The organism is Methylomonas sp. 2F7 (genome assembly GCF_057126975.1).
This window is the reverse complement of record NZ_CP195203.1, coordinates 1,003,651-1,026,236: the sequence shown is the minus strand read 5'-3', so window position 1 is coordinate 1,026,236 and position 22,586 is coordinate 1,003,651. Positions and strand designations below refer to the sequence as shown.

Here is a 22,586-nt window from a genome sequence, read left to right as displayed (position 1 = left end):
TCCCGGCTCAAAAGCCTTGTTGTTTTAGGTCTTTGACTATGTCGACGTATACCGCCGGAATATCGAAATGTGTCAGCAGCACGCCGCGATAGTCCACCAAGTCGCCATGTGACAGGCCTCGGTTCGGATTGCTATCACCGATCAAGCCGCGAAACCTGCCCCACTGGCAGGAATTAGTGGAGACCATGCCATCGTTGTCGCCTTCTATGCGCTTCAGCAACACATGGGTGGCAGCAAACACAGGGTCGTCGATAGCCCGGCGCATCAGCGTCCCATAGCTTTGGTAATACACGCCTGGCATATCCGGTACCTGTTGATTAAATTCCGCCAGGTAACTACGAGTCAGCTGTTTAATGGCCATGCCAGCTTGGGGGCTTTTGTCGCCGGTGATTCTGGCCAGGATGTCCATCGCGCCGAACCCCAATCTCTGCGCCAGGCGTTTGAAGAAATTTACGCTTAACAGGTTTTGGGTATCGGGAATGTCGCCGGCGACCAGATCCGCCACGGCCGAGCCATGATGAGGGGTGCAAACCGTGGTCAGACTGGCGACCTTATCGGCCATATCCAGCTTGGATATCAGATAGCGTGCCTCCAGACCGCCCTTGGAATGAGCAATGATGTTGACCTTTGCCGAGCCGGTTTGGCTAAGCACCTGTTCAATATTCGGCTTCAGGACGAGTGCGCTGTTTTCATGACTATTCCAGGCATCCAAACCGCCCTGAACTACCTGAGCACCGGCGGCTTCCAAAACTTTAGGAATCCGCCCCCAGGAGTTCAGCATCAACATATCGTCGCGGTAGCCGATGCCGTGTAACAAGACGATGGGGTATAAGGTACGGCAAGTTAAATCGGCTTCGGTATTGGCGTTCATGAGTTGTCTCCTGCTTATCGGCTTAGCCCGCGCAAATGCCGTACTTGGGCAAAATATCGTGCAGCACCGTCAAGCGATGCAACTGCAAGGCGTCGTGGAATAACTTCCAGTTACTGCTTAAAAATCCGGGCTTATAGGGATGAACGCGCAGATCCCAACTGCTGCCCAAGGCTTTCTCCTTCCAGGATCCCACACCTTCCGCGACGTAACTAATCTCGGCGCCGCCAAAACTAAATCTTTCCCCGTTAAAGCCGCTTTTGACGATATCCAGCCATCTTTCATGACGCGTCTTATCTTCTTTAATTTTTAATTCCAGAAAGATTTTATTCAGTAGGGCCTTATCCGCAGCCGGCAACCCGCTTGGAGGTTTATTCAGGTACTGCTGCATGGCTTTACACATCGCATCCGCAGCCATGCAAAAATCCGTGGGGTTATCGCGATCAACCCAGACACCGCGACCGTTCTTATACTGCCAATGTAAAAACGGTAGATCGGGAAACATCTTGGCACGACCATGACCCAAGGGCGGAATGACATCGTCCAGCCAATCCTCCAACATATGCTGGAGTTGCTTGGCATACATACCGGAGCTTTTAATTTCTCTGGCGTGCTCCACTTGGTTGATCTCGTGAATTACCCCGGCAAAGCCTTGGTGCGACCAGGTATCCGCATACACATGCAATGCAATCCCCAGCCGATGCAGACTGTATGGTTTGCCTTTATCGTTGACGGCCGCCTGCACCATCTCCTTGGCCGGCGGACTATCCGGCAGGCAGACAATTTTCTGGATAAACGTGCCATCCGGATCCTCGCCCGGCCCCTTGCCGCCGTTACCCGGCAAAAAATGGAACGGCAACCAGATCAGATGGTTGTAATCGTTGTTCAAATTACCGACATCGGTGCTTTTATGCGAGGAATGAATCCGCGCATAAAAGGCGTCGTTATCGAAATGCACGACGCCTTCGCTGACGGCGTCGTCCACGTATTGTGCCGAATAGGCGATGATGTCGGCCTGATCGTGCTCGAAACCGGCGATGCGGGCCGTGACATAAGTAACGGAGTGATGGAAATCGGTTTGCATGATGACTCTCCTTGAAATCAATTGGCTTGCAGGCAATCGATGCAGTGTTCAATTTCGGCGTCGCTCATGAATGCGCTGTGCCGATATTCGACATCGATACCGAAGCGTTGCAGCTTGTCCAGCCATAATGGGTTATAAGGCAAGGCGCTGACCTGCTTGATCCGGTGCTCCCGCAAAAATCGGGCTATGCCGCGCAGGTTTTCGTCGGTGGCGGTAATATTGGGAATTAAAGGAATACGTACCTTGACCGGAATGTCGGCGATCTCGGTCAGGCGCTGCAAATTATCCAGAATCGGCCGATTGGAATGGCCGGTGTGCTGGATACTCGCGGCTTCGTCTATCAGTTTTAGATCAAAATAAATCAAATCCAACCAAGGCAGCAGTAAGCGGGTAAAGCGCCCGAAATTGAACATGCCGTTGGTTTCGACGGCGGTACGAATGCCGACGGCTTTCAGTTTTTTAAAAAACTCGTGCAGAAAATTCATCTGCATGGTGCATTCGCCACCGGACGCCGTAACACCGCCGCCGGTAGCATCAAAAAAGGGCTTGTCTATTGCCACCCGGTAAAACAGCTCGTCCACGCTCAGCCATTGGCCGACCAGCTCCAAGGCATGCCGAGAGCACACCGTCGCGCAGCGCCCGCACTGATCGCAGCGCTCTCGATCAAGCCGCAGCAGCTGGTCTTGCAGGGTTAAGGCTTTGGTTTTACAAGCCTTGATACAAGGCCTATCGCAGTCGTCCTGATCACAGAGCTCGGGGCGAAAAGACAGGGATGGCCCCGGAGCAAGCCCTTCGGGATTTTGACACCAACTGCAACTCAGCGGACAGCCCTTGAAAAACACCGTGGTGCGGATGCCCGGCCCGTCCTCGCTGGTATTGCGTTTGATATCGAAGATGTAGGCTTTGCTGTCCATCTTCCTGCTCCATATTCAGGCCGCTTTAGGAAGGTCCAGGGACAACTGAATATCCGTGGCGATAGCGCCCAGTTTGAAAAGATGGCCGACATGGCCGGTCAGCTGCACCAGATTCTCCAGCAGCAAACCGACGATATCGACACCGGAACGGCCCAACAGGCCGATAATGGATTGCACATCCTTGAAGCGCACGACCAGATCGACCTGGCTGGGGTCATTCTCAGTTTGGTCAGCTTGATTTTCAGTCAGCACTTGGGTATCGACCAGCGCCAGCGAGTTCAGCGCCTGTCCGAATGGGGTCTTGATATACAGCGCATCGGGATCGGGGCAAAACCTCAGCAACACATTCATATCGTCGCCGCGCCGGCTGGTGCGGATCAGAAATTTGCCTTGGTAATAACGGCGACCACCCGGCGCGGCGGGATCGAGAATTACAAAATTTTCCTCGAAAAAGGCATTGGCCTTGGCGGCTTGCGCGGCGTCCAGATGGCAATCGCGTAATAAATAGCCAAAACCCAAGCGCAGCGCGACAGCCATGCCGCCTGCCAGTAAGCGGCCTTGAGTCTTATCCAGCACCGCCGGCAGGTCGCCGGCCTGGTTCGCGGCCTTGGCGCCCAACTTCAAGGTTTTTTGTAAATTCGGTAATAAACAGGGAAATCCGGCATGCATGACAGTTCTCCTATTAAAGCGCGTTGAGCGTATGTTGCTCGGCGCCGGTATCCAAGCCAAAATTGGCTCTTTGAATAATCTCTTTGCGCATTTGCGGGCTGAGCGTAACAAAGTACGCCGAGTAGCCCGCCACCCGTATCATCAGATCTTTAAAAGGCTCCAGGGCTTTGTGCTCGGCCTCGCCGGAGCCCGTTTGGCCGGCCGCCGTGGCGGCGCGGTCAGCGGCCACCAGATCGTTGATGGAGGACACGCACATTTGCACCAGCACGCCGTTTTGGTCGGCAAAGGCCTTCATATAGCGCGAGAACAATTCGGTATCTTCTGCGAAATGGCCGCGATCACGGGTGGTTAGGCTGAGGTTGTAGGTGTAGCCGTTCTGCACCGTGTTAGCATTCACCGAGGTGACCGACAGCATATGATCCAGCAAATTGACCGGCTCACCGTTGGCTTTCACAATGCCCGGACACGGCGTGATGCCGCTGGCAAACGACTCGCCGCTACGCCGGCCATTGGGTGTAGCCTTGGTCAACATCCCAAAACCGGCATGATTGGTCATGCTCCAGTAACCTGGCAGATAACGCCCGCCGCGATGAGTGCGGTATTGGGCAAACACTTCCTGCAACATTTCGGTCAGCAAATGCGTGTATTTAACAGCGGTGGCGTTGTTGTAAATGCCGCCCGGGGTTTGATCGACGCCAGCGCCGTATTTGGGGGCCAATCGGACCATTTCCTTGATTTGTTTTAACCGATCTTTGCTTAGATTAGGCAAGCCGAGCGGTGCATCCTCGGGATGCAACCAGTTTTGTACCCGCGCCAGAAATGCCGCCCAAGCGCTTTTCGGTTGTAGGCTGTTTTCATCGAAATCGGCCTGCATGGCCGCCAGCAATTCGCCGGCAGACATTTTGCCGCCAAACACCAGGGTGTCCAGCACGCAAAACGAGTCGATTACATCGGCCAAACCAATCACCGCAATCCCCGCCGAATTGTATTTAGCCCCGCCGGCGGATACATCGCGAAAACTGGCGCCGTCGCTGTCCGGGGTATTGGTGGGTCCGGTGAACAACCCGGACAAGAACGGCGACTGCCTGGATTGTTCGTAGAAACGGCCGAAGTAATTGTTGCATTGCACGACGTGGCGGGCCATTTCGTTCAATTGAAATTTAAAGGCTTCGATAAACGCTTGCATGCTATCGATTTGAATCAACGGCTGAGTGGTGTAACGCTCGTCTCCGTAAAACAGGTTTGGCGATTTCGGCGCCACGCCGTCGCTGCGGTGTTTGCCGCCATACAAAGCCAGCTCTAACACCGCCGGCAGCACCATCAAGGTCGAGCCGGTATTGCCGTAATGTTTATGCGCGGCATTCTCTTCGATGCAGCCGATAGAAGTGTAATCGTAGGCATCCGCCAAGGCTTCTTCTGCACTAATGCCGGCGTGCGCCGCATAGTAACTGGCCATGGCCGGGACTACCGCTGCGTCGCCATGCAGCGCCGGCGTGGCTCGGGTCAGGATATTCACCTGGCAAATGCGTCTTAAATACGGGTCCATCACCTCGGTGGGTAGCGAATTGCCTTGCGCATCGCGGTGATGCACATCCCGGTGATAGCGGGCATGCACGTTCGGGTCGCGGATCGACAAAATCTCGGTAGCCTTGAGGATGATGTAGGTCATATCGTTGACGGCATCGACGACTTGGCCGTTTTCGTAACGGGTGCCGCCCACGGTCAAGGCTTGATTGGATCCGCTGCCGGCAAATAGGGTCTCAGAGCCGGACGTGGACAGCGGCACATGATCAGAACAATGCAGAAAGAAATGACTGACGAGCTCCACGGCATGCCGGATGTAATCGTCCTGAGCTTGCGCGCTATCCAGTTTTTGCCAATCGGCCAGATAGAAGCGGTTAAGTATTTGATCCAGGCGGCCGATGGAAAAACCGAAATTGGTGTTTTCCTGCAATAACAGGTGATAGCAAATCCAGACTACCGCCAGCGCTTCGTGCAAGGTTTCGGCGGGCTGGGCCGGAATCTTCCGGCAAATTGCAGCCAGCGCCAGATTGCCGGCTTTATCAGCGGCCTCGGCCAGATGCTGCGCGTAAATTTTGGCGCCTTCGTAAACCTCGATTACGCCTTGCAGAAACTCAACTTGCTGCGGCGTGGCCGCTACACCATTGGCGATGTCTTGCCGAGCCCGCTCAATCAAACCATCGAAGCCGTATTTCAAAACCCGTTCGAAATCCGGCACCGTATGCGAAACGCAGGTGGCTTTATCGGACAGGAAGAACGCCACCCGTTCCATGAGTTCCTGCGCTTTCGGGGTTTCTCCGGCTTTTTTACTTAAGGGCGGATCGATGGACGGCGGGTAATCACCGCCTACCCTATCCCTGTTTTCATAGTCGGCGCTATCGTAATTGCTGTACCGAGCTAATTCCTGCACCGGTTTTTGTTCCAGCCAGAATGGAAAAATCTCCCGATTCAGGCGGTCGGCCACTTCCGGGCGAATCTTGAACGGATTTTGGGCGCGGGTCGTGACGGTTTTTAATTCCGGCCATATGCAATAACCAATGGTATCGGCGTAGACCACCGGACCGACGAAGCTGGTGGTGGTTTGGCCGGGCAGCAAGTCGTCTGCATGCACGATTGCGGTTTTGTTGACGAAGATGTGGCGCAGCGCTTGGGCGCGCCGGGTGTAAGGCGGTAAGGCCTGACTCTCGGGCCGGCGTAAGAATTCGGTCAGCAAGCGCGGCAACTCGTCGCAAATCTCCGGCGTGCCTTCCGGCGCAAACAGCTTCTCCCGCCAGGCGTTGACGACCGGGAACTGTTCCAGCGTTATATGACGTAGCGCCAAGTCCTTCAGAGTTTTAATTTTCTGGAAGTCTTGATTGATGATGGGAAATAAGTCGATTTTTCCGGAACCGGAGTCCGGCAGAGCAGGACCCTTGCCAAGTTCTACCGAAATACCGCCGTCGGCTGATGGATATGGAACAGACATGTTCAATCTCCTTACAACAGAACGCTCCCTCGTAAGCGTGTGCCGGCTGCTTGCGGCTTGATCGCCAGTTCCCTGCTCCGACTATTTTTGTGATTTACGTCTAGATTATAGATCAATCCCTGCAAAGTGTAAGGAAATAAACTAGCGCTAATTTCCGGTATGCCAGTGCTATTTTGAAGTTTTTATGTTGCTGATAGTTTGCAGCAGTCCAACGGACTAACGTCAACAACCTGACCAAGGTTCAACGCCGGGTGTAACGATGTTTTACCCCGGCGGGAAAATATTCCGTATCTGCAAAACTATGTAAGCTGATTTGCGGCAATTGTTTCTCGGCTGGCGTGTAATTGGCAAACTCGCTGTTTAGCCGCAACAATTGAGTACGGATGGAGGCGGCTATCTTTGGCGCCAGCGCCGGTTCGGGCACCACGTCCGGCAATAATTCCACGGCGATATGCAGATATTTATCGCCCTCCGCGTTTTCCTGAGTTTGCAGGACAAATTTACCGGTCACCCAAGCCATGATCTCCGGCTGCTCCAGCCCCACCGTAACGTTTTCCGGATAGATATTGGCGCCGTAATACGACACGGTAAAATCCGCCCGGCCGAACACATACACAAACGGCAGGTTACGCGCTTGAAAACTGCTATCCAAACCTAAGTCCTCGACCGACTGCACACCATGCTGCCGCAAAAACTCCCAGATTTGCGCGTAGGTCAAGACCCCGCCCTTGTCGGCGATGTGATAGCGCAATAAGGGTACGCTGTTCGCGCCGGAGACCACCAAGGTTCCTTCATGTACTTCAAAGAATCGGCTATGCGGATCGTATTGCACCAGGGTCGGCAGTCGTGATTCGCCGAACAAACTTCGCGCCGCTTCCGGCCGTTGCGCTAACCAACGGCGAATGGCGATGCTGAGCGGCGTTTCGTTACCCAATACGCCGCCGTCTGCGGTACCGTACAAAGATGCCGAATCGAAACAAACCGACTCTGAACCGATACGCTCGGACAGCAAGCTGCGCCATTCCTCACTAAACACCTCGCCGGCAAACACCAGTTTGGGCTTAAATTGTGCCCAATCTATGCCCTCGGCGGCGCCGGCATCGATCACGTCTTTCACAAACGGTGGATACCCCAACAGCACGGTTTGCTCAAAATGCGGCGCCAATTCTCGCACCACCCGAAAAATCTCAGCTTTGTTATTGCCCGGCGTTGCCACCAGCAACGGATAGCCTTTGCCCGCCAAATGCCAGCAGCAAGACGTGGTAAATAATCCGCCCACCCAATTGCCCAGCGCAAAACACACTACCGCCAGTGTAGTCCGTTGATCGGCCTGAAAACTATCCTTGAACACTTGCTCGAAGCGCACAGCCACATCCAGCTCATACGCCGCCGAACGCGGCCAAAACGTCGGCACACCGGTGGAGCCTGACGACACCGCCACTCGATCGGCGCCACTCAAACTGCCACCGAAACAACGCGCCGGCAAGGGATAGGCTTGCATGTAGTTAGCTTTGTTGATTAGGGGCAGATTTTCAAAATCAGGGTAAGTTTTAATCTGCGCGGCATCGATGTGGTTTGCTTGCAAAAACTGCCGATAAGCGGGAACCTCGGTCGCACAACGCTGGAATAAAGCCAGCATCTTTTGCTGAGGATCAAACGCTTGATGTTCGGCAAGTAAGGCATCCAATGGCTTGGACAGAAAATGCTGAAATGCTGCCGCGGAAGATGTTGTGGGTAAATAGCTCATCGCAAACCACCTGAAAAATGCTGGAAAAACGCTAAAGGTATATTCTTGGCCTGAATGTTTGGTAAAAAGTTAATTCGGCACGGTTCCTTGATCATACCCATGCAAGCATTGAGACTAGACAAATCCTTATCCTACCGCAACGATATTCCGATACCGGAATTAGCTGCCCGTGAAGCTTTGATTGAACTGCGCCTAGCCGGCATCTGTGCTACCGATCTGGAACTGGTGAAAGGCTATGCCGGCTTTTCCGGCATCCTCGGCCACGAATTTGTCGGTACGGTAGTTGCAATTGCCGATCACAAACACCGAGACTGGCTGAATCGGCGCGTGGTGGGCTCCATCAATATCGGCTGCAACGCCTGCGAGGTGTGCCGAAGCGACGGTCCCGAACATTGCATGAATCGCAAAGTTTTGGGGATACGCGGTAAACACGGGGTATTTGCAGATTATTTCAGCCTGCCGGTTGTCAACCTATACGCCGTTCCCGACACAGTACCGGATCAAGCCGCCGTGTTTACCGAACCCTTGGCCGCAGCATTACGCGTCGTCAAGCAAATTGCCGCCCTCCCCATCACCGGCGTCGCCGTCGTCGGCCCCGGCAGATTGGGTTTATTGATCGCCAAAGTGTTGAATCTGGCCGGCTACCGGGTTACGGTTTTGGGACGATCAACAAGCTCCTTGGCTTTGCCCCAACAATGGCAGCTAGCTACCGGCTTAACTGCCGAGATTCCGGACAACTATTTCGACTGCGTCGTCGACTCCAGCGGTCAAGCTGCCGGCTTTGCCCAGGCCTTGCGCATCGTCAAGCCACGCGGCACATTGGTGCTAAAAAGCACCTTCGCTGCCAACGCGGCGCTGGATCTAAGCAAAGTGGTGGTTTACGAAATCAACATCATCGGTTCCCGTTGCGGTCCGTTTGCGGAAGCCCTAACGCTGTTGGCCGAGGGCAAACTGCCCGTGGCAACCATGATAGACGGCCAATACCCGCTTAGCGACGGACTTGCTGCATTCACGCACGCAGCTCAAGCCGGCGTCAGAAAAATTCTGTTACGGCCGGCACTGCATGCAGATTATTAGCCCGGCCCTCAAATATCGCCGCTCCCGCGGAGCCCCCCCGACTATATTGCCCCCGCCCATAGGTGAACCTAGCCCGAATATTTCACTATTCGTTGCCAGAAAGACCAGGTTGAACCGCTGGAAAAAGAGCGCCAGCATTTTTCGGTAAAGCTGAAATGGGTCCCATCCGATTTCAGCGCGAAAAATTTGCTGGCAGTTTATGCCTTCGGCGGCCCCGATCCGTCCGCGTCACCTCGTTCCGACCCAACAAGGGGTCGAAACATAGGCTCTCGCATGACTTGACGCCGTGTCGCGATGCCTTGCAGGTTTTCTCCGCTTCGCTGCGAAAACCCGCCCGGCGCTACGGCTATCGGGGACTAAAAATCTTCACTTCGCTAACGCTCCGTTTCCAAGATTTTCAGCGCATGTCAGAAGAGACTCAAGCCGGTAAGCAACACCATCACTCAAAGCAGGCCGACTACCGTTGGAACTTTAACCCGCTCGAACTCGCCTACACCGCTAGCGGGCATGCGCTTAGAAGGCGTTACGATGCCAAAAGCATATTATCCAAAGTCTTTTTCGCCAACGCGGCCTGTTCGGCAGGCACAGAGACCTGATTGACCACATGTCCGGCCGCCAGATTTTCCAGCACCCAACACAGATGTTGCGGGTCGGTACGGAACATGGTCGAACACATGCTTAAAGTGGGCGCCATAAAGTGCACACTTTTGCCTTGGGCTTTGCATTCCTGATTCAGGCGGTTGACCAGATTCAGCTCGGTCGCCACCAGCCAACGGGTGTTGGCTTCGGCTTCGCGGACGATTTTTAAAATCATCTCGGTTGAACCGATGAAATCGGATTTTTCACAGACTTCGAAGCAGGCTTCCGGATGGGAAATGACGATGGTTTCCGGGTGTTTTGCCTTGAACACATCAATCTGCTCCGGTTGAAAGGCCTGATGCACGGAACAATAGCCTTTCCAAAGAATAATCTTGGCGTCGCGGATTTGCTGCTCGGTCAAACCGCCTTGCGGTTTATTGAAATCCCAGGTCACCATTTGCTCCAACGGGATGCCCATCCGGTAGCCGGTGTTGCGTCCTAAATGCTGATCCGGAAAGAACAATACTTTTTCGCGCTTCGCAAAACTCCAATTCAGAATTTTCTGTGCGTTTGAAGAGGTACAAACGATGCCGTCGTGCTGCCCACAAAAGGCTTTTAGATCAGCGGCCGAGTTGATGTAAGTGACTGGCGTCACCGTGTTTTCCACGTCGATGATTTTTGCCAGTTCATCCCAACATTGCTGAACTTTGACTTTATTGGCCATGTCGGCCATCGAGCATCCGGCCGCCAAATCCGGCAAGATCGCGATTTGCTCCGGCCGCGACAAAATATCCGCGACTTCCGCCATGAAATGCACGCCGCAAAACACGATGTATTCGGCCTCAGATTGCGCGGCTTCCCGGGATAATTTCAAAGAGTCGCCGAAAATATCCGCGTGTTTAAACACCTCATCGCGCTGGTAATGATGTCCAAGCACGATACAGCGTTTGCCGAGTTTGGCTTTGGCGGCAACGATGCGGGCATCGCATTCGGCATCATCAAGCAAGGCGTAATCATGTATGGGTAAGGCAGCAGTCATTTTTTAACCTGAAAATAAAACAAAGAAGTGTAAAGCCTTGGGCCGGTTTTTTAACAGTCGGTTCCATCGCCAGCCGATTTACAGGGCATATTGCAGCAAGGTGATGCCGATCCAGCCAAAGCCCAGCGTGGTTACCACAAAACTCAAAGCCGAATAAATCCGCCAGATCGGCTTGGACCAAAAATCCGGATCGAATGCCGCAACCACAAACACGCCGGGATTGGTCAGGCCGCCGATCACCACCAACCAACAAGCCGTCACCGGCAACGGCACTTTCGCGCCGTAAAAACCTAGGCAAAACAGTGCCATCAATGCAAAATCCACGTGGGCTCTGATCAGGGTCTTGTAGTCCTTCAAAAATTCGCCGTCTATGCCTTTTATCGGAAACCATTTCGCAAAAGTCATCAGCCATGCGGATAGCAAAATGGCGAAGATCATCAAAACTGCGCCGATCAATAATATTTCCATGATTTTTTAGTCTGTCGTTGTAAAAATTACGCTGAGGTCGACACCAATTTAGCCGGACTCAAGCCGGAAAAGTTGGCGCGAAACTTAATATAAAGCGTGCTGAAGCAAACTCATAGCGCCGGCGCCGCTTTGGTTTTGCACATACTGTAAAACCACCGGCACAAATTGGCTGACCATGGACGGATTCATGCCCAAAGATTGAAACGATCCGGCCAAATTCGCCAGACTGCCGAGTTGCCCGCCCATTAATCCGCCCGCAGCGCCCAGCAAAGATTGCGAACCGGAAGCGGAAACCTGTTGCGGCACCGAGGACAAATAGCGGTCCATACCCGGCACGGCATTGCTCAATTGCGAAAAGTCACCGGGATTCATGCGTTGCTGAGCCACGGAAAAAATTGACCCGACACCACCGAGCGCTTGCTGCGGACTGATTCCCAACTGGCCGACCAATATGTCGATCAATCCCAATTGGCTAGTCTGCCCCATTGCCCCGGCGACGGCACCCACAGCACCAGAACCATAGCCGGCTTGAGATCCGCCCAGAGCAAAAGTCCGATCTGAAACCTGCTGTTGAACGGGTGCGCAAGCGCTGATGACCGCGAGAACGCTAACTGCTGTAAAACCTTGCAAAACCTTCATTCTGTCGAGCTCCTAAAAAACGCCGAAACACCGGATCAAGCCACATCATGGCCGCCGAAACCGGCACTGTAAATCGAAACCGGCCTAGGATACAACCAGAGCCTTTTTATGAAGCCCTTGCGCCGCATGGTGAACAATAGCGGATTCCCGTCTTACAACTTTAGCGTTATCTGCCGATGACCGAGAAACTCCCCGCAAACATTGTGGGTAAAAATCGGCAATTCGAATGAATTCAGTATAATCCCGGCTTTAGCCACAAGAACAAGAAAGGTAAAAATATGCTGAATATTCAAAAAACGCTCGAAGACTACTATCTTCGCTTGCAAGCCCATCCCCAATACCTGCATGTAATGACCTTGCCGCTGATGCAACGTTGGGGTGTGTTTATCGGTTTGTTTTTACTCTCCCAGCTTTTGGTATTCGGCAGTCTGTACCTTATTTTTGACAAAGTGGTGGTCATCGGCTTTCTGGCCAGCGTGCTGGCGGGATTGGCGACCGGCATCGGCGCCTTACCTGCCCTGTTCTTTAAAAACATTTCCGACCGATTATTCAATGGTTTGCTGGGTGCCGCGGCTGGCGTAATGTTGGCAGCCACCGCGTTTTCTTTGTTGGTACCCGGCCTGGACTACGGCGAGCAAATCTGGCCCGGCAAAGGCTTATGGATCGTGTCGGCCGGCATGCTGATCGGTGCGCTGTTCCTGCATTTTGCCGACAGCCGTTTGCCGCATCTGCATTTTGATTCGGTCAGCGATCATTCCTTGGATTCGCTGCAAAAAATCTCTTTATTCATCATCGCCATCACCATCCATAACTTCCCGGAAGGCATGTCGGTCGGCGTCAGCTTTGGCTCCGGCGATATGAAAAACGGCTTGGTATTGTCTATTGCGATTGCCTTGCAAAACTTGCCGGAAGGTCTGGCGGTAGCGCTGCCCTTGGTGGGCTTGGGTTACAACAAATGGAAAGCCGTCGCCATCGCCACGTTGACAGGCTTAGTGGAACCGGTGGGCGGCCTGCTAGGCATTACCATGGTCACGGTGTTTTCGTCGATATTGCCAATTGCAATGGGGTTTGCGGCCGGTGCGATGTTGTTCGTCATCAGCGAAGAAATCATCCCGGAGACGCACTCCAAAGGCCGCTCGCGCATCGCTACATTTTCATTAATGGCCGGTTTCATCATCATGATGATCTTGGACAAAATACTGACATAAAAACTGCCTAAACCAAGTGCGCCACCCAAAAGGCAGCAGCCTTTTGGGTGTTTTATCTTCCGATCAAACTCCTCAGTGCCGAATGGAATACTTAGCAGCATTCATCACCCAAATAAGCGCATTAAACCTTACGGAATTACTGGCGACCGGCGGCACCAGCTTTGCGCTGATCGCGGCAGCTGAAATCGGCGATAAAAGCCAATTGGTATGCATGACCTTAGCGTCCAAGCACAGACCGGCTCCAGTGCTGTGGGGGGCTATCGCCGCGTTCGCGCTGCTCAACACCTTGGCGGTGGTTTTCGGCGCGGCGATTGCGAAATGGTTACCGGAATATCTGGTCGCGGCCACCGTCGCCCTGCTCTTTGCCGCATTCGGTCTGCATGCCTTACTCAACCACGACGAAGACGATGACGACGAGGAAATCGCCGAGAAAAGCGGCCACGGCATTTTTTTTACGACCTTTTTATTGATTACCGTCGCCGAATTTGGCGATAAAACCCAACTGGCCGTCGTGGCGTTCAGCAGCACCGCGCAACCGATTGCGGTTTGGCTAGGCTCGACGCTGGCACTGGCCTTTACTTCAGGACTCGGCGTGCTGGCCGGGCGTACCGTATTGCAAAAAATCCCCTTGTCCTTGCTGCATAAAGCCAGCGGCGTGTTTTTCCTGATTTTATCGGCAATAGCGGCTTATAAAGCCTACGAAAGCTTGCTGGCGGCGGGTTTACTGCCGCAACTTTAGCCAAACACCAGATGTGAAGCGATTCATGGCATTTCCCAATTACCGCTGGCTAGACTTTCCGGCGATACTCGGCTTGGCCGGGCTTTATTGCCTATTGGCTAAAATTGTACTCACCTATTTCTCGGAAACCGGCAATGTCACCTTGGTGTGGTTTTCCGGCGGATTGGGATTGGCCGCTTTATTGCTGAAAGGCCTTCGCTATTGGCCAGGCATATTTCTGGGTGCTTTTGCCGCCGGCTTGATGGTAGACGACTCGTTCCCACTGTCTTTTGCCATTGCAACCGGCAACACACTGGAATCGGCGACAGCCGCCTACCTGCTAAAAAACCAACAGCGTTTTTCTTTAGACTTAACCGAGCCAGGCCACTTTATCTGGCTAACCCTGACCGGCGCCGCTTGCTCTTTGATCAGTGCAGGTATTGGCCCTTTGGCTTTACATCAGGCTGGTTTCATACCACTAGCGGCTATCCCGCAATCGATTTTACATTGGTGGATGGCGGATGCTTTCGGCATTGTCACGGCCACGCCGATATTATTGGTTTGGCGGAATTGGCCAAACCAATGGCTTGCTGAAAAACGTGGCCTGGAAGCATTGCTGCTGATCATTCTGACCTTGTTCGCCGGCCAAGTAGTATTTCTCGAAGCTTTCCAGCCTGTCTTTGGAAAAATCGCCCGCGGTTACTGGATGTTTCTGTTTGCCATTTGGGCCGCCCTCCGTTTCAATCGTCATGGCGTGACACTGATTGCCGGCTTGATTACCATCCAAGCGCTATTCGGAGCCGCACATCATCTGGGCTTCTTCGGCGACGATTTTGAGAAAAGCGAGTTGCTGAACCTATGGTTTTATATATTGGTACTGTCCTGGACCGGCACGACTTTGGCACTAACCCTACACAAACAGCAACTGATTACCACAGGACTGGCAGATAGCGAACGGCGTTTGAAGGCAATAATCGACTACTCCCCAGTGCCACAGGCCATTTACGACGCCAAAGGCAATTTCACATTGCTAAATCCGGCTTTCAACAAAGCTTTCGGTTACACGCTGGACGATATTAAATCGCTAGACGAATGGTGGCCCAAAGCCTATCCGGACCCTGTCTACCGCCGGACTATTATGGAAACCTGGCAGGAGTTGACTGATAAATCCCGTCGCATACAAAGTTTCGAAACCATCCAAGCGGAAATTCATTGCAAACACGGCGAGCGGCGTACTGTGCTCGCGGGCTCGGTATCCTTGGGCGAATCGTATGTCGGAGATAACCTGGCCATTTTGTTCGATATTACCGAGCAACTAAAATCCGAAAAAGCGCTGACCGAATCCAATTTATTGTTGCAGACCATCCTGGAAACCTTGCCGATCCGAGTGTTCTGGAAAGACCTGGATTCTCGCTATTTGGGGTGCAACGCGCTATTTGCCGGCGACGCCGGACAACATAGCTCAAAGGATTTAATCGGGAAGGACGACAATCAACTGAATTGGCGAGATCAAGCCGCAAATTACCAAGCGGATGATCGCCAGGTAATCATATCGGGTAAGGGCAAACTGGCTTATGAAGAGCCGCAAACCACCCCTGAAGGCAATACGATTTGGCTGCGCACATCGAAAATACCCTTGCGCAACTCCGATCATGAAATTATAGGGGTTTTGGGCAGCTACGAAGACATTAGCGAGAATAAAGCCCGAGAAGACGCATTAGCCCAATCGGTTTCCTTGCTAAGGGCTACCTTGGAAGCCACGGCTGACGGTATTCTGGTCGTCAGCCTCCAACGCCAAATCGTTACTTACAACCAGCGTTTTTTTGAACTTTGGCAGTTGCCCAGCACTGCGGTTGGAGAAGATAAAGACGATACAACACTTTTGCATTTAGCCATCAAGCAGCTAAAAAATCCGGGCGAGTTTTTCGACAAAGTCCAGGAGCTCTACAATCACCCGGATCAAGAAAGTTACGACCTGATCGAATTCAGCGATGGCCGGATTTTTGAACGCTATTCCAAGCCGCAAAGTATCGCCGATATTATTGTCGGCCGCGTATGGAGTTTTCGCGATGTCAGCAATCAACATCGCGCGGAGCAAGCATTACAACAGAAAGAATATTATCAGCGCGCATTGCTGGATAACATTCCGCATGCGATTTGGCTGAAAGATACTGACAGTAGATTGCTGGCGGTCAACCAGGAGTTCGCCAACGTATTTGCCGCCGAAAATCCGGAAGCCTTGGTCGGCAAAAACGATTTCGACATCGCCCCCCCGGAACTGGCCGAAAGTTATCTCGCCGATGACCGGCGCGTGTTGGCCTTAAGGGATAAGTTGATAGTCGAAGAAGAAATTGTCGATCGCGGCGTACGTAAATGGTTCGAGACCTATAAAGCGCCGGTAATGGATGAGCAAGGCCAGTTGCTGGGTACAGTGGGTTTTGCCCGCGATATCAGCGAGTTGCGCAAAATCGAGGAAAACCTGAGGTTGGCGGCTCTGGTTTACCACAACAGTAGCGAAGCGATGATAGTGGTGGACAGCGATAACACCATCCTCAGCGTCAACCCCGCATTTACGACGATGACCGGCTATACGGCGGAAGACGTTGTCGGCAAAAAACCGCATATTCTCAGTTCCGGTGAACATGATGCGGCGTTTTACCGAGAGCTATGGGCCGCGCTGGATACTACCGGCGCTTGGCGCGGAGAAATAAAAAATCGGTCTAAAGACGGCCGCCTATTCGTCGAAGAACTGGCAATCAACACCATTTACAATGCGGAAGGCAAGCCGCAACGCCGGGTCGCCCTGTTTTCCGACATCACTCAGCGTAAACAATCCGAGGAACAAATCTGGCGGCAAGCCAACTTCGATCCGCTCACCGGTCTGCCTAATCGGCGCATGTTCCGCGACCGTCTGGAACAGGAAATCAAAAAAGCCCACCGCATGGGGCAGTTGTTTGCGCTGTTGTTTATCGACCTGGACCGCTTCAAGGAAATCAACGATACGCTGGGCCACGACATGGGCGACAAATTACTGAAGGAAACCGCGCGGCGCTTGCAGACCTGCGTGCGGGAGTCCGATACCGTGGCGCGCTTGGGGGGCGACGAATTCACAATTATCTTGAGCGAGCTGGACTGCATCGAAGTCTCCGAACCGATAGCTAAAAACCTACTGCAAAAACTCAGTGCGCCGTTTAGCTTGGACGGCGAACTAGCTTATGTCTCTGCGAGTATCGGCATCACGTTTTATCCAAACGACAGCACCGATTTAAGCCAGTTACAAAAAAATGCGGATCAGGCCATGTACGCCGCCAAAAACCAGGGCCGAAACAACTACCGCTTCTTTACCCAAGCCTTACAGGACGCGCTGGAAGCCCGCGCCGCGATGCTCGGCGACTTACGTATCGCGCTGGCCAACGCGCAATTTTTGCTGTGCTATCAACCTATCGTCGACTTGCTGAACGGCGAAGTCCACAAAGCGGAAGCCTTACTGCGCTGGCATCACCCAAAGCGTGGCCTGATTAGCCCCGCCGAATTCATACCGCTGGCGGAAGAAACCGGTTTAATCAGAGAAATCGGTGATTGGGTATTCGAAACCGCGGCACGACAAGTGCAAACTTGGCGAAGCACTATCCACCCTGACTTCCAAATCAGCGTCAACAAATCACCGGTGCAATTTCAAAGCGCCGAGCATGCCCCTGAAGACTGGTTCAATTATTTGCATCGACTGGGATTGTCGGGCCAAAGTATTGTGGTAGAAATTACTGAAGGCTTGCTGCTGGACGCCAATCTTTCTGTACATAATCATTTGATGGCTTTCCGCGACGCCGGCATGCAAGTAGCGATAGACGACTTCGGCACCGGCTATTCCGCATTGTCCTATCTGAAAAAATTCGACATCGATTATTTGAAGATAGACCAGTCGTTCGTCCGCAATTTATCGCAGGATTCGAACGACTTCGTGCTCTGCGAAGCCATCATCGTGATGGCGCATAAATTGGGCTTAAAAGTTATCGCGGAAGGTGTGGAAACCGAGCAGCAACGTGATTTGCTGGCCGCTATCGGCTGCGATTACGGTCAGGGTTATCTGTTTGCCAAACCGCTGCCGGCGGCATTGTTTGCACAACAATTCGGTAAATCAGCATAGCGGACTCTCCCGCGCCCCGCCACCGATACAGTTATCTTTGTTATCGCACTCGCTGCCGCACAGGCGACAGCGCAATGGCTGTTAATCGAGACGCGGGCTTATACGGAAATGCCGGCCACCAAGATTTTGTAGCCGGGTTGATAAATCAGCAGTATCGCTGAGGTATGACAGGCCGCTGCATACTAAACAGCACTAATCACCACGCCATCCGGCTGCAAACTCAAGGTCAAGTCACCGCGCAATAGGCCCTGCAACTCCCGGCCAGCCATGTTGTAACGCCAGCCGTGCAACAACAAGCAATCCTCATCGCCGGACAATAATTGTTCCAGATCCTTGCGGGTAGCCAAAATAATGGGATTCAGTGAGTTTTCCTCAGCACGGATCCTAACCACCGCGCTGAGCACATCCACTATCGCTTCATGCTGCTGAGTTTTCTTGCCTGCTTGATCTTTTTCAGCCAGGGGTTTGGGTGCACGTTGTTTGGCGCTATCGATCAATTCGCAAATCGTTTTGCCGTAGCGATTAACAGTGCGGTCATTGATGTTGCGGATTTTGGCTAAATCGGCCAAGGTCACGGGTTGTAATTTGCCCAGTTCCAGCAGCAAATCGTCCTGCAACAGCCAACTGCGGGGTTTGTTTTCTTGCTGAGCGGTACGTTCGCGCCATTCGGTGAGACTTTGCATGATGGACAATTGCTTGCCGGTCAGCTTGTTTTTGCCGCGAATCTTCAACCAGGCATTTTCCGGCGACAGTTGGTACAACTCCGGATCGTTCAACAAGGCAAAATCGCTCTCCAACCAGTTTGAGCGCCCCAGTTTATCCAGCTGATCGCACATGATTTTATAGATCTTGCACAGGTAAATCACATCGTCGGCGGCATATTGAATTTGATCCTGACTCAAAGGCCGTTCCGACCAGTCGGTGCGGGTATGCGCCTTGCTGAGATTGACGTTTAAAAAGCTGGATACCAGCATCGCGTAGCCGGGATTTTCCTGAAAACCCAGCAGCGGCGCGGCAATCTGTGTATCAAAAATCGGGCCCGGAATTTTGCCGGTAATCTGGTAAAAAATTTCCAGATCCTGCCGGCAGGAATGCAACACTTTGACAATATTGGGATTGTAAATAGCCTCTAACAACGGGGTTAAATCGGCTATCGCCAAAGGATCGACACAAGCCACCCAGCCCGGCGCGGCTATTTGCAGTAAACAAAACTTGGGGTAATAGGTTTTTTCGCGAAGGAATTCGGTATCCAGGGCTATCCATGGCTCCTGGCTAATCAGTTGGCAAAGGCTATCGAGTTGATCCGGGCGGTTGATATATTGAATAGTCATAGTCGCTATGGCAATTAACAGGGCTTGCCGAAAAACGGCGTGACTGCGTATTTTACCGCGTCGGGACGTGATTGACTTAAATATTCAGGTTTTGGCCGACTCAATGCAGAACAGGAATTTTTCCTTTTTATTGCCAGCCATGGAACCCCCGGCCCAGCTTGTTTACCATGCCGCTTTTGTTTTGATTACTCAGGTAAAGTTATGAAAAAAGTTGCGCTCGGCGTGCTGCCATTGTTCAGCATGCTGCCCTTAGCCGAAGCCATAGCCGCGGAAGTTGCGACTAATCTGGAGGAAGTGGAAGTCGTGGCGGTAACGCCTTTACAATTCGGCGGCGTCGATATCAACAAAATTCCGGCCAACGTACAAACCGTGTCAGCCGAGAAATTGCAAGAAGCCCAAGCCCTGTCTTTGGCGGACTACATGAACCGCTACCTCGGCAGCGTCAATATCAACGATGCGCAAAACAATCCCTTGCAACCGGATGTGCAATACCGCGGCTTCAGTGCTTCACCATTAATGGGTTTACCGCAAGGTCTGGCTACGTATGTCAACGGTATTCGTTTCAATGAACCGTTCGGCGACATGATCAATTGGGATTTAATCCCCAGCGGCGCCATCGACAATATGAGTTTGCAGCCGGCATCGAACCCGGCGTTTGGTTTGAACGCCTTGGGCGGCTCGATCAACATCAACACCAAGACCGGTTTCTCGGCACCCGGCCACAGTTTCGAAGCCCAAGGCGGCTCCTGGGACCGCCATTCCGAAGAAGTCACCAGCGGCTGGAACAACGGCACCTGGGGTTATTTTCTGGATTTCAAATATTTCAACGAGAAAGGGTGGCGCGCCCATTCGCCCAGCGAAGCCAAGCAAGGCTTCGGCACATTGAGCTGGCGCGGCGTTAAATCCAGCCTGGATTTAAGCATAGGTGGTACCGATAATACCTTGCGCGGCAACGGCGCCCTGCCTCAGGAAATGCTGGCGTTCGGCCGCGACCAAGTATTCACCCATCCCGACATCACCCGCAACCGGATGATGCTGGTGTCGCTGGATGGCGATACCTGGCTGAACGACCACAATCAGTTATCGGGTACGATGTATTATCGGCGCAATAAAATCGGCACCTATAACGGCGACGGCAGCGAATTTGGCGCCTGCCTGGACGAAGGCGGCGGTGAAAATGCCTTTTTGTGCCAGGAAACCGACGGCGAACTGGCCGATGAAGGACTCTTCGATTTGGTGGGCAACAATATCGCCAACGATCCTTCTGCTGTGGGCGGCACTATCAACACCTCCAGTACGCTGCAACAATCATTCGGTTTTGCCTTGCAAAACGCTTTCGACCACAAGATATTCGGCCTCAACAACCGTTTGGTCGGCGGTGCCAGTTTCGACCATGGTAACGCCCGTTATCATGCCGACACTCAACTCGGCTCGTTAACCGCCGACCGCGGCGTGGCTGGTGCCGGCGTACTACTCCAGGACGCCCATGTGCGCTTGACCACTGAAACCGACCACTACGGCCTGTTTCTGACCGATACCTTTTCTCTGACCGACAAACTGGATCTGACGGTATCCGGCCGCTACAACCAGTCGCATATCAAGTTGCGCGACCATGTCGGCAACGACCTGAACGGCTCGCATTCCTTTGATCGCTTCAATCCGGCGGCGGGTTTGACCTACGCCTTCATGCCCGAATTAACCTTTTTCGGTAACTACAGCGAATCGTCGCGGGTGCCGACACCCATGGAGTTAAGCTGCGCCAATCCGGACGACCCTTGCCGGCTGCCCAACGCCTTCGTGTCCGATCCGCCGTTGAAACAAGTGGTGGCCAATACTTTCGAAACCGGTGTGCGCGGCCGATTGAAAAACCTGTTGCCTGGCTACATGGACTGGAATCTGGCCTTATTCCGCACCATCAACAATAACGACATCATTTTCAAAAGTACCGGCGGCGTCGGCAGCAATGTCGGTTATTTCGACAATGTCGGCTCTACTTTACGCCAAGGTGTGGAAGCGGGGTTGTCGGGCAATTTTTACGAGCGCTGGCGCTGGTCGACGCATTACACTTATATCGACGCCAGCTTCGAAACGCCATTTCTGGGTAGCAGCCCCAACAACCCGATGGCGGACGGTAGCGGCAATATTCCGGTACAAGCCGGCGATAAAATCCCTGGCATCCCCGCCCATCAATTTAAGTTCAGCACCGATTTCGACATCGTTTCGGCCTGGACTTTGGGAATGGATATGAATTACAACAGCTCGCAATATCTGCGCGGCGACGAAGCCAATTTGACTGCCAAGCTGCCGGGATTCGTCGTGTTTAACTTACGTAGCGAATACCGCTTCAACAAAAACGTCGCGCTGTTCGGAAAAGTAAGCAACTTGTTCGACCGTCAATATGCCAATTTCGGCACGTGGGGCAATACCGGCGATGTACTTGACGGCGTGGGATTGCCTGGCGACCAACAAAGCCGCTTTGTTGGTGTGGGCGCGCCGCGTGCCGCTTGGATAGGCATTCGCCTGACGATGTAGGCCAAGCTTGGCCGTAGGAAAACGGCTGGTGAATTAGCCGTTTTCCTCGTCTAGCTGATTGTGGTTACGGGTTTGTCTGAATTTATTATTCGGTTTAATCCGTTTGATATTGAGGCGATGCGGTCCTATAGTCGCTTCGGTCAATAACTGAAAAATATCCGCCGGCATGCCGTCCGGCAACTCCACCAATGTGTGGGTATCGCGAATGTCGATCCGGCCGATGCGCTTCTTATCTACACCGGACTCTTCGACCAATACCGCTTGAATATCATCGCGGCTAACTTGATGCTGGCTGCCGACGGCCAGACGATAACGCACCATTTTGCCGTTTGCATGCGAACCGCGACTGTGAGGCTGCGGTAGAGGGACCAACAATTTGGGTTGTTGGATATGAGCGGGATACAAGTTTGGTTGACTCAGATAAACCAAGGCCGCGGCGCAAGTCAATAGATCTATATCCAATTCGGCCGCGGTACGCTGAATCAACTCTCGTTGCTGGGTCAGGTCTTCTTCGGTGACTATGCGCTGCAAGCGCCTTTTAAACTTATCTTCCTTACGACTTTCGACAGAGAAAGCGTTCATA

16 protein-coding genes are annotated in these 22,586 nt (G+C 53.0%); 5 read left to right on the top strand and 11 right to left on the bottom strand.

Going from position 1 to position 22,586, the window contains the following annotated elements; genetic code table 11:
* Window positions 1-7: 7 nt before the first annotated feature.
* The 6 genes from ACR64Q_RS04780 to ACR64Q_RS04755 all read right to left on the bottom strand — a co-directional run bounded on the left by ACR64Q_RS04780 (window position 8) and on the right by ACR64Q_RS04755 (window position 8,268).
* Entirely contained in the window at window positions 8-871 is an 864-nt protein-coding gene (locus ACR64Q_RS04780; protein WP_313733756.1) for an esterase/lipase family protein, read from the bottom strand.
* A 22-nt stretch (window positions 872-893) separates the two neighbouring features.
* Window positions 894-1,952, bottom strand: a complete 1,059-nt coding sequence (locus tag ACR64Q_RS04775) for a DUF6765 family protein (protein WP_313733755.1) — start codon at window positions 1,950-1,952, stop codon at window positions 894-896.
* A gap of 17 nt (window positions 1,953-1,969) precedes the next feature.
* A complete protein-coding gene (locus ACR64Q_RS04770) occupies window positions 1,970-2,866 on the bottom strand; it encodes a glycyl-radical enzyme activating protein (protein ID WP_313733754.1) in 897 nt (298 codons plus the stop codon).
* Window positions 2,867-2,881: 15 nt separating this feature from the next.
* Window positions 2,882-3,535 carry a hypothetical protein gene (locus ACR64Q_RS04765; RefSeq protein WP_313733753.1) on the bottom strand — a complete coding sequence of 218 codons (654 nt, stop codon included), beginning with the start codon at window positions 3,533-3,535 and terminating at the stop codon, window positions 2,882-2,884.
* 13 nt (window positions 3,536-3,548) lie between these two features.
* Complete coding sequence (locus ACR64Q_RS04760) at window positions 3,549-6,521, bottom strand: pyruvate formate lyase family protein (protein WP_313733752.1); 2,973 nt, start codon at window positions 6,519-6,521, stop codon at window positions 3,549-3,551.
* A gap of 241 nt (window positions 6,522-6,762) precedes the next feature.
* Complete coding sequence (locus ACR64Q_RS04755; RefSeq protein WP_313733751.1) at window positions 6,763-8,268, bottom strand: phenylacetate--CoA ligase family protein; 1,506 nt, start codon at window positions 8,266-8,268, stop codon at window positions 6,763-6,765.
* Between the two features lie 99 nt (window positions 8,269-8,367).
* Here ACR64Q_RS04755 and ACR64Q_RS04750 point away from each other — a divergent pair, with 99 nt between their 5' ends.
* On the top strand, window positions 8,368-9,345 hold the full coding sequence (locus tag ACR64Q_RS04750; protein WP_313733750.1) for an MDR/zinc-dependent alcohol dehydrogenase-like family protein: 978 nt from the start codon (window positions 8,368-8,370) through the stop codon (window positions 9,343-9,345).
* Between the two features lie 523 nt (window positions 9,346-9,868).
* On the opposite strand, the gene nadA is transcribed toward ACR64Q_RS04750, so the two are convergent.
* The 3 genes from nadA to ACR64Q_RS04735 form a co-directional block, all read right to left on the bottom strand.
* Complete coding sequence (gene nadA, locus ACR64Q_RS04745) at window positions 9,869-10,963, bottom strand: quinolinate synthase NadA (protein ID WP_313733749.1); 1,095 nt, start codon at window positions 10,961-10,963, stop codon at window positions 9,869-9,871.
* 78 nt (window positions 10,964-11,041) lie between these two features.
* Entirely contained in the window at window positions 11,042-11,431 is a 390-nt protein-coding gene (locus ACR64Q_RS04740) for a hypothetical protein (RefSeq protein WP_020485324.1), read from the bottom strand.
* Between the two features lie 84 nt (window positions 11,432-11,515).
* Entirely contained in the window at window positions 11,516-12,070 is a 555-nt protein-coding gene (locus tag ACR64Q_RS04735) for a DUF2780 domain-containing protein (protein ID WP_313733748.1), read from the bottom strand.
* A 278-nt stretch (window positions 12,071-12,348) separates the two neighbouring features.
* On the opposite strand from ACR64Q_RS04735, the gene ACR64Q_RS04730 reads away from it, so the two are divergent.
* From ACR64Q_RS04730 to ACR64Q_RS04720, 3 genes are all read left to right on the top strand, one after another.
* Window positions 12,349-13,278, top strand: coding sequence for a ZIP family metal transporter (locus tag ACR64Q_RS04730; RefSeq protein ID WP_313733747.1), 930 nt, complete (start codon window positions 12,349-12,351; stop codon window positions 13,276-13,278).
* A gap of 82 nt (window positions 13,279-13,360) precedes the next feature.
* Window positions 13,361-14,017 (top strand): TMEM165/GDT1 family protein, encoded by a 657-nt coding sequence (locus ACR64Q_RS04725; RefSeq protein ID WP_026603934.1) that lies wholly within the window; start codon window positions 13,361-13,363, stop codon window positions 14,015-14,017.
* Between the two features lie 25 nt (window positions 14,018-14,042).
* Window positions 14,043-18,140, top strand: coding sequence for a bifunctional diguanylate cyclase/phosphodiesterase (locus ACR64Q_RS04720; protein WP_313733746.1), 4,098 nt, complete (start codon window positions 14,043-14,045; stop codon window positions 18,138-18,140).
* Window positions 18,141-18,322: 182 nt separating this feature from the next.
* Here ACR64Q_RS04720 and rnd read toward each other — a convergent pair whose 3' ends face one another.
* Window positions 18,323-19,471: a ribonuclease D gene (gene rnd, locus ACR64Q_RS04715; protein WP_033194401.1), complete on the bottom strand. Its 1,149-nt coding sequence runs from the start codon at window positions 19,469-19,471 to the stop codon at window positions 18,323-18,325.
* A 201-nt stretch (window positions 19,472-19,672) separates the two neighbouring features.
* Between rnd and ACR64Q_RS04710 the strand changes: the two genes are divergently transcribed.
* Window positions 19,673-22,003, top strand: a complete 2,331-nt coding sequence (locus tag ACR64Q_RS04710) for a TonB-dependent receptor (protein WP_313733745.1) — start codon at window positions 19,673-19,675, stop codon at window positions 22,001-22,003.
* A gap of 33 nt (window positions 22,004-22,036) precedes the next feature.
* On the opposite strand, the gene ACR64Q_RS04705 is transcribed toward ACR64Q_RS04710, so the two are convergent.
* Entirely contained in the window at window positions 22,037-22,585 is a 549-nt protein-coding gene (locus tag ACR64Q_RS04705; RefSeq protein WP_313733744.1) for a DbpA RNA binding domain-containing protein, read from the bottom strand.
* Window position 22,586: the final 1 nt, after the last annotated feature.

Bases quoted from the DNA above. Each gene is read 5' to 3' on its own strand.
- ACR64Q_RS04775 (WP_313733755.1), bottom strand. From the start codon at position 1,952: ATGCAAACCGATTTCCATCACTCCGTTACTTATGTCACGGCCCGCATC.
- ACR64Q_RS04710 (WP_313733745.1), top strand. From the start codon at position 19,673: ATGAAAAAAGTTGCGCTCGGCGTGCTGCCATTGTTCAGCATGCTGCCC.
- ACR64Q_RS04750 (WP_313733750.1), top strand. From the start codon at position 8,368: ATGCAAGCATTGAGACTAGACAAATCCTTATCCTACCGCAACGATATT.
- ACR64Q_RS04770 (WP_313733754.1), bottom strand. From the start codon at position 2,866: ATGGACAGCAAAGCCTACATCTTCGATATCAAACGCAATACCAGCGAG.
- ACR64Q_RS04765 (WP_313733753.1), bottom strand. From the start codon at position 3,535: ATGCATGCCGGATTTCCCTGTTTATTACCGAATTTACAAAAAACCTTG.
- ACR64Q_RS04725 (WP_026603934.1), top strand. From the start codon at position 13,361: ATGGAATACTTAGCAGCATTCATCACCCAAATAAGCGCATTAAACCTT.
- ACR64Q_RS04735 (WP_313733748.1), bottom strand. From the start codon at position 12,070: ATGAAGGTTTTGCAAGGTTTTACAGCAGTTAGCGTTCTCGCGGTCATC.
- ACR64Q_RS04755 (WP_313733751.1), bottom strand. From the start codon at position 8,268: ATGAGCTATTTACCCACAACATCTTCCGCGGCAGCATTTCAGCATTTT.
- ACR64Q_RS04740 (WP_020485324.1), bottom strand. From the start codon at position 11,431: ATGGAAATATTATTGATCGGCGCAGTTTTGATGATCTTCGCCATTTTG.
- nadA (WP_313733749.1), bottom strand. From the start codon at position 10,963: ATGACTGCTGCCTTACCCATACATGATTACGCCTTGCTTGATGATGCC.
- ACR64Q_RS04780 (WP_313733756.1), bottom strand. From the start codon at position 871: ATGAACGCCAATACCGAAGCCGATTTAACTTGCCGTACCTTATACCCC.
- rnd (WP_033194401.1), bottom strand. From the start codon at position 19,471: ATGACTATTCAATATATCAACCGCCCGGATCAACTCGATAGCCTTTGC.
- ACR64Q_RS04705 (WP_313733744.1), bottom strand. From the start codon at position 22,585: ATGAACGCTTTCTCTGTCGAAAGTCGTAAGGAAGATAAGTTTAAAAGG.
- ACR64Q_RS04760 (WP_313733752.1), bottom strand. From the start codon at position 6,521: ATGTCTGTTCCATATCCATCAGCCGACGGCGGTATTTCGGTAGAACTT.
- ACR64Q_RS04720 (WP_313733746.1), top strand. From the start codon at position 14,043: ATGGCATTTCCCAATTACCGCTGGCTAGACTTTCCGGCGATACTCGGC.
- ACR64Q_RS04730 (WP_313733747.1), top strand. From the start codon at position 12,349: ATGCTGAATATTCAAAAAACGCTCGAAGACTACTATCTTCGCTTGCAA.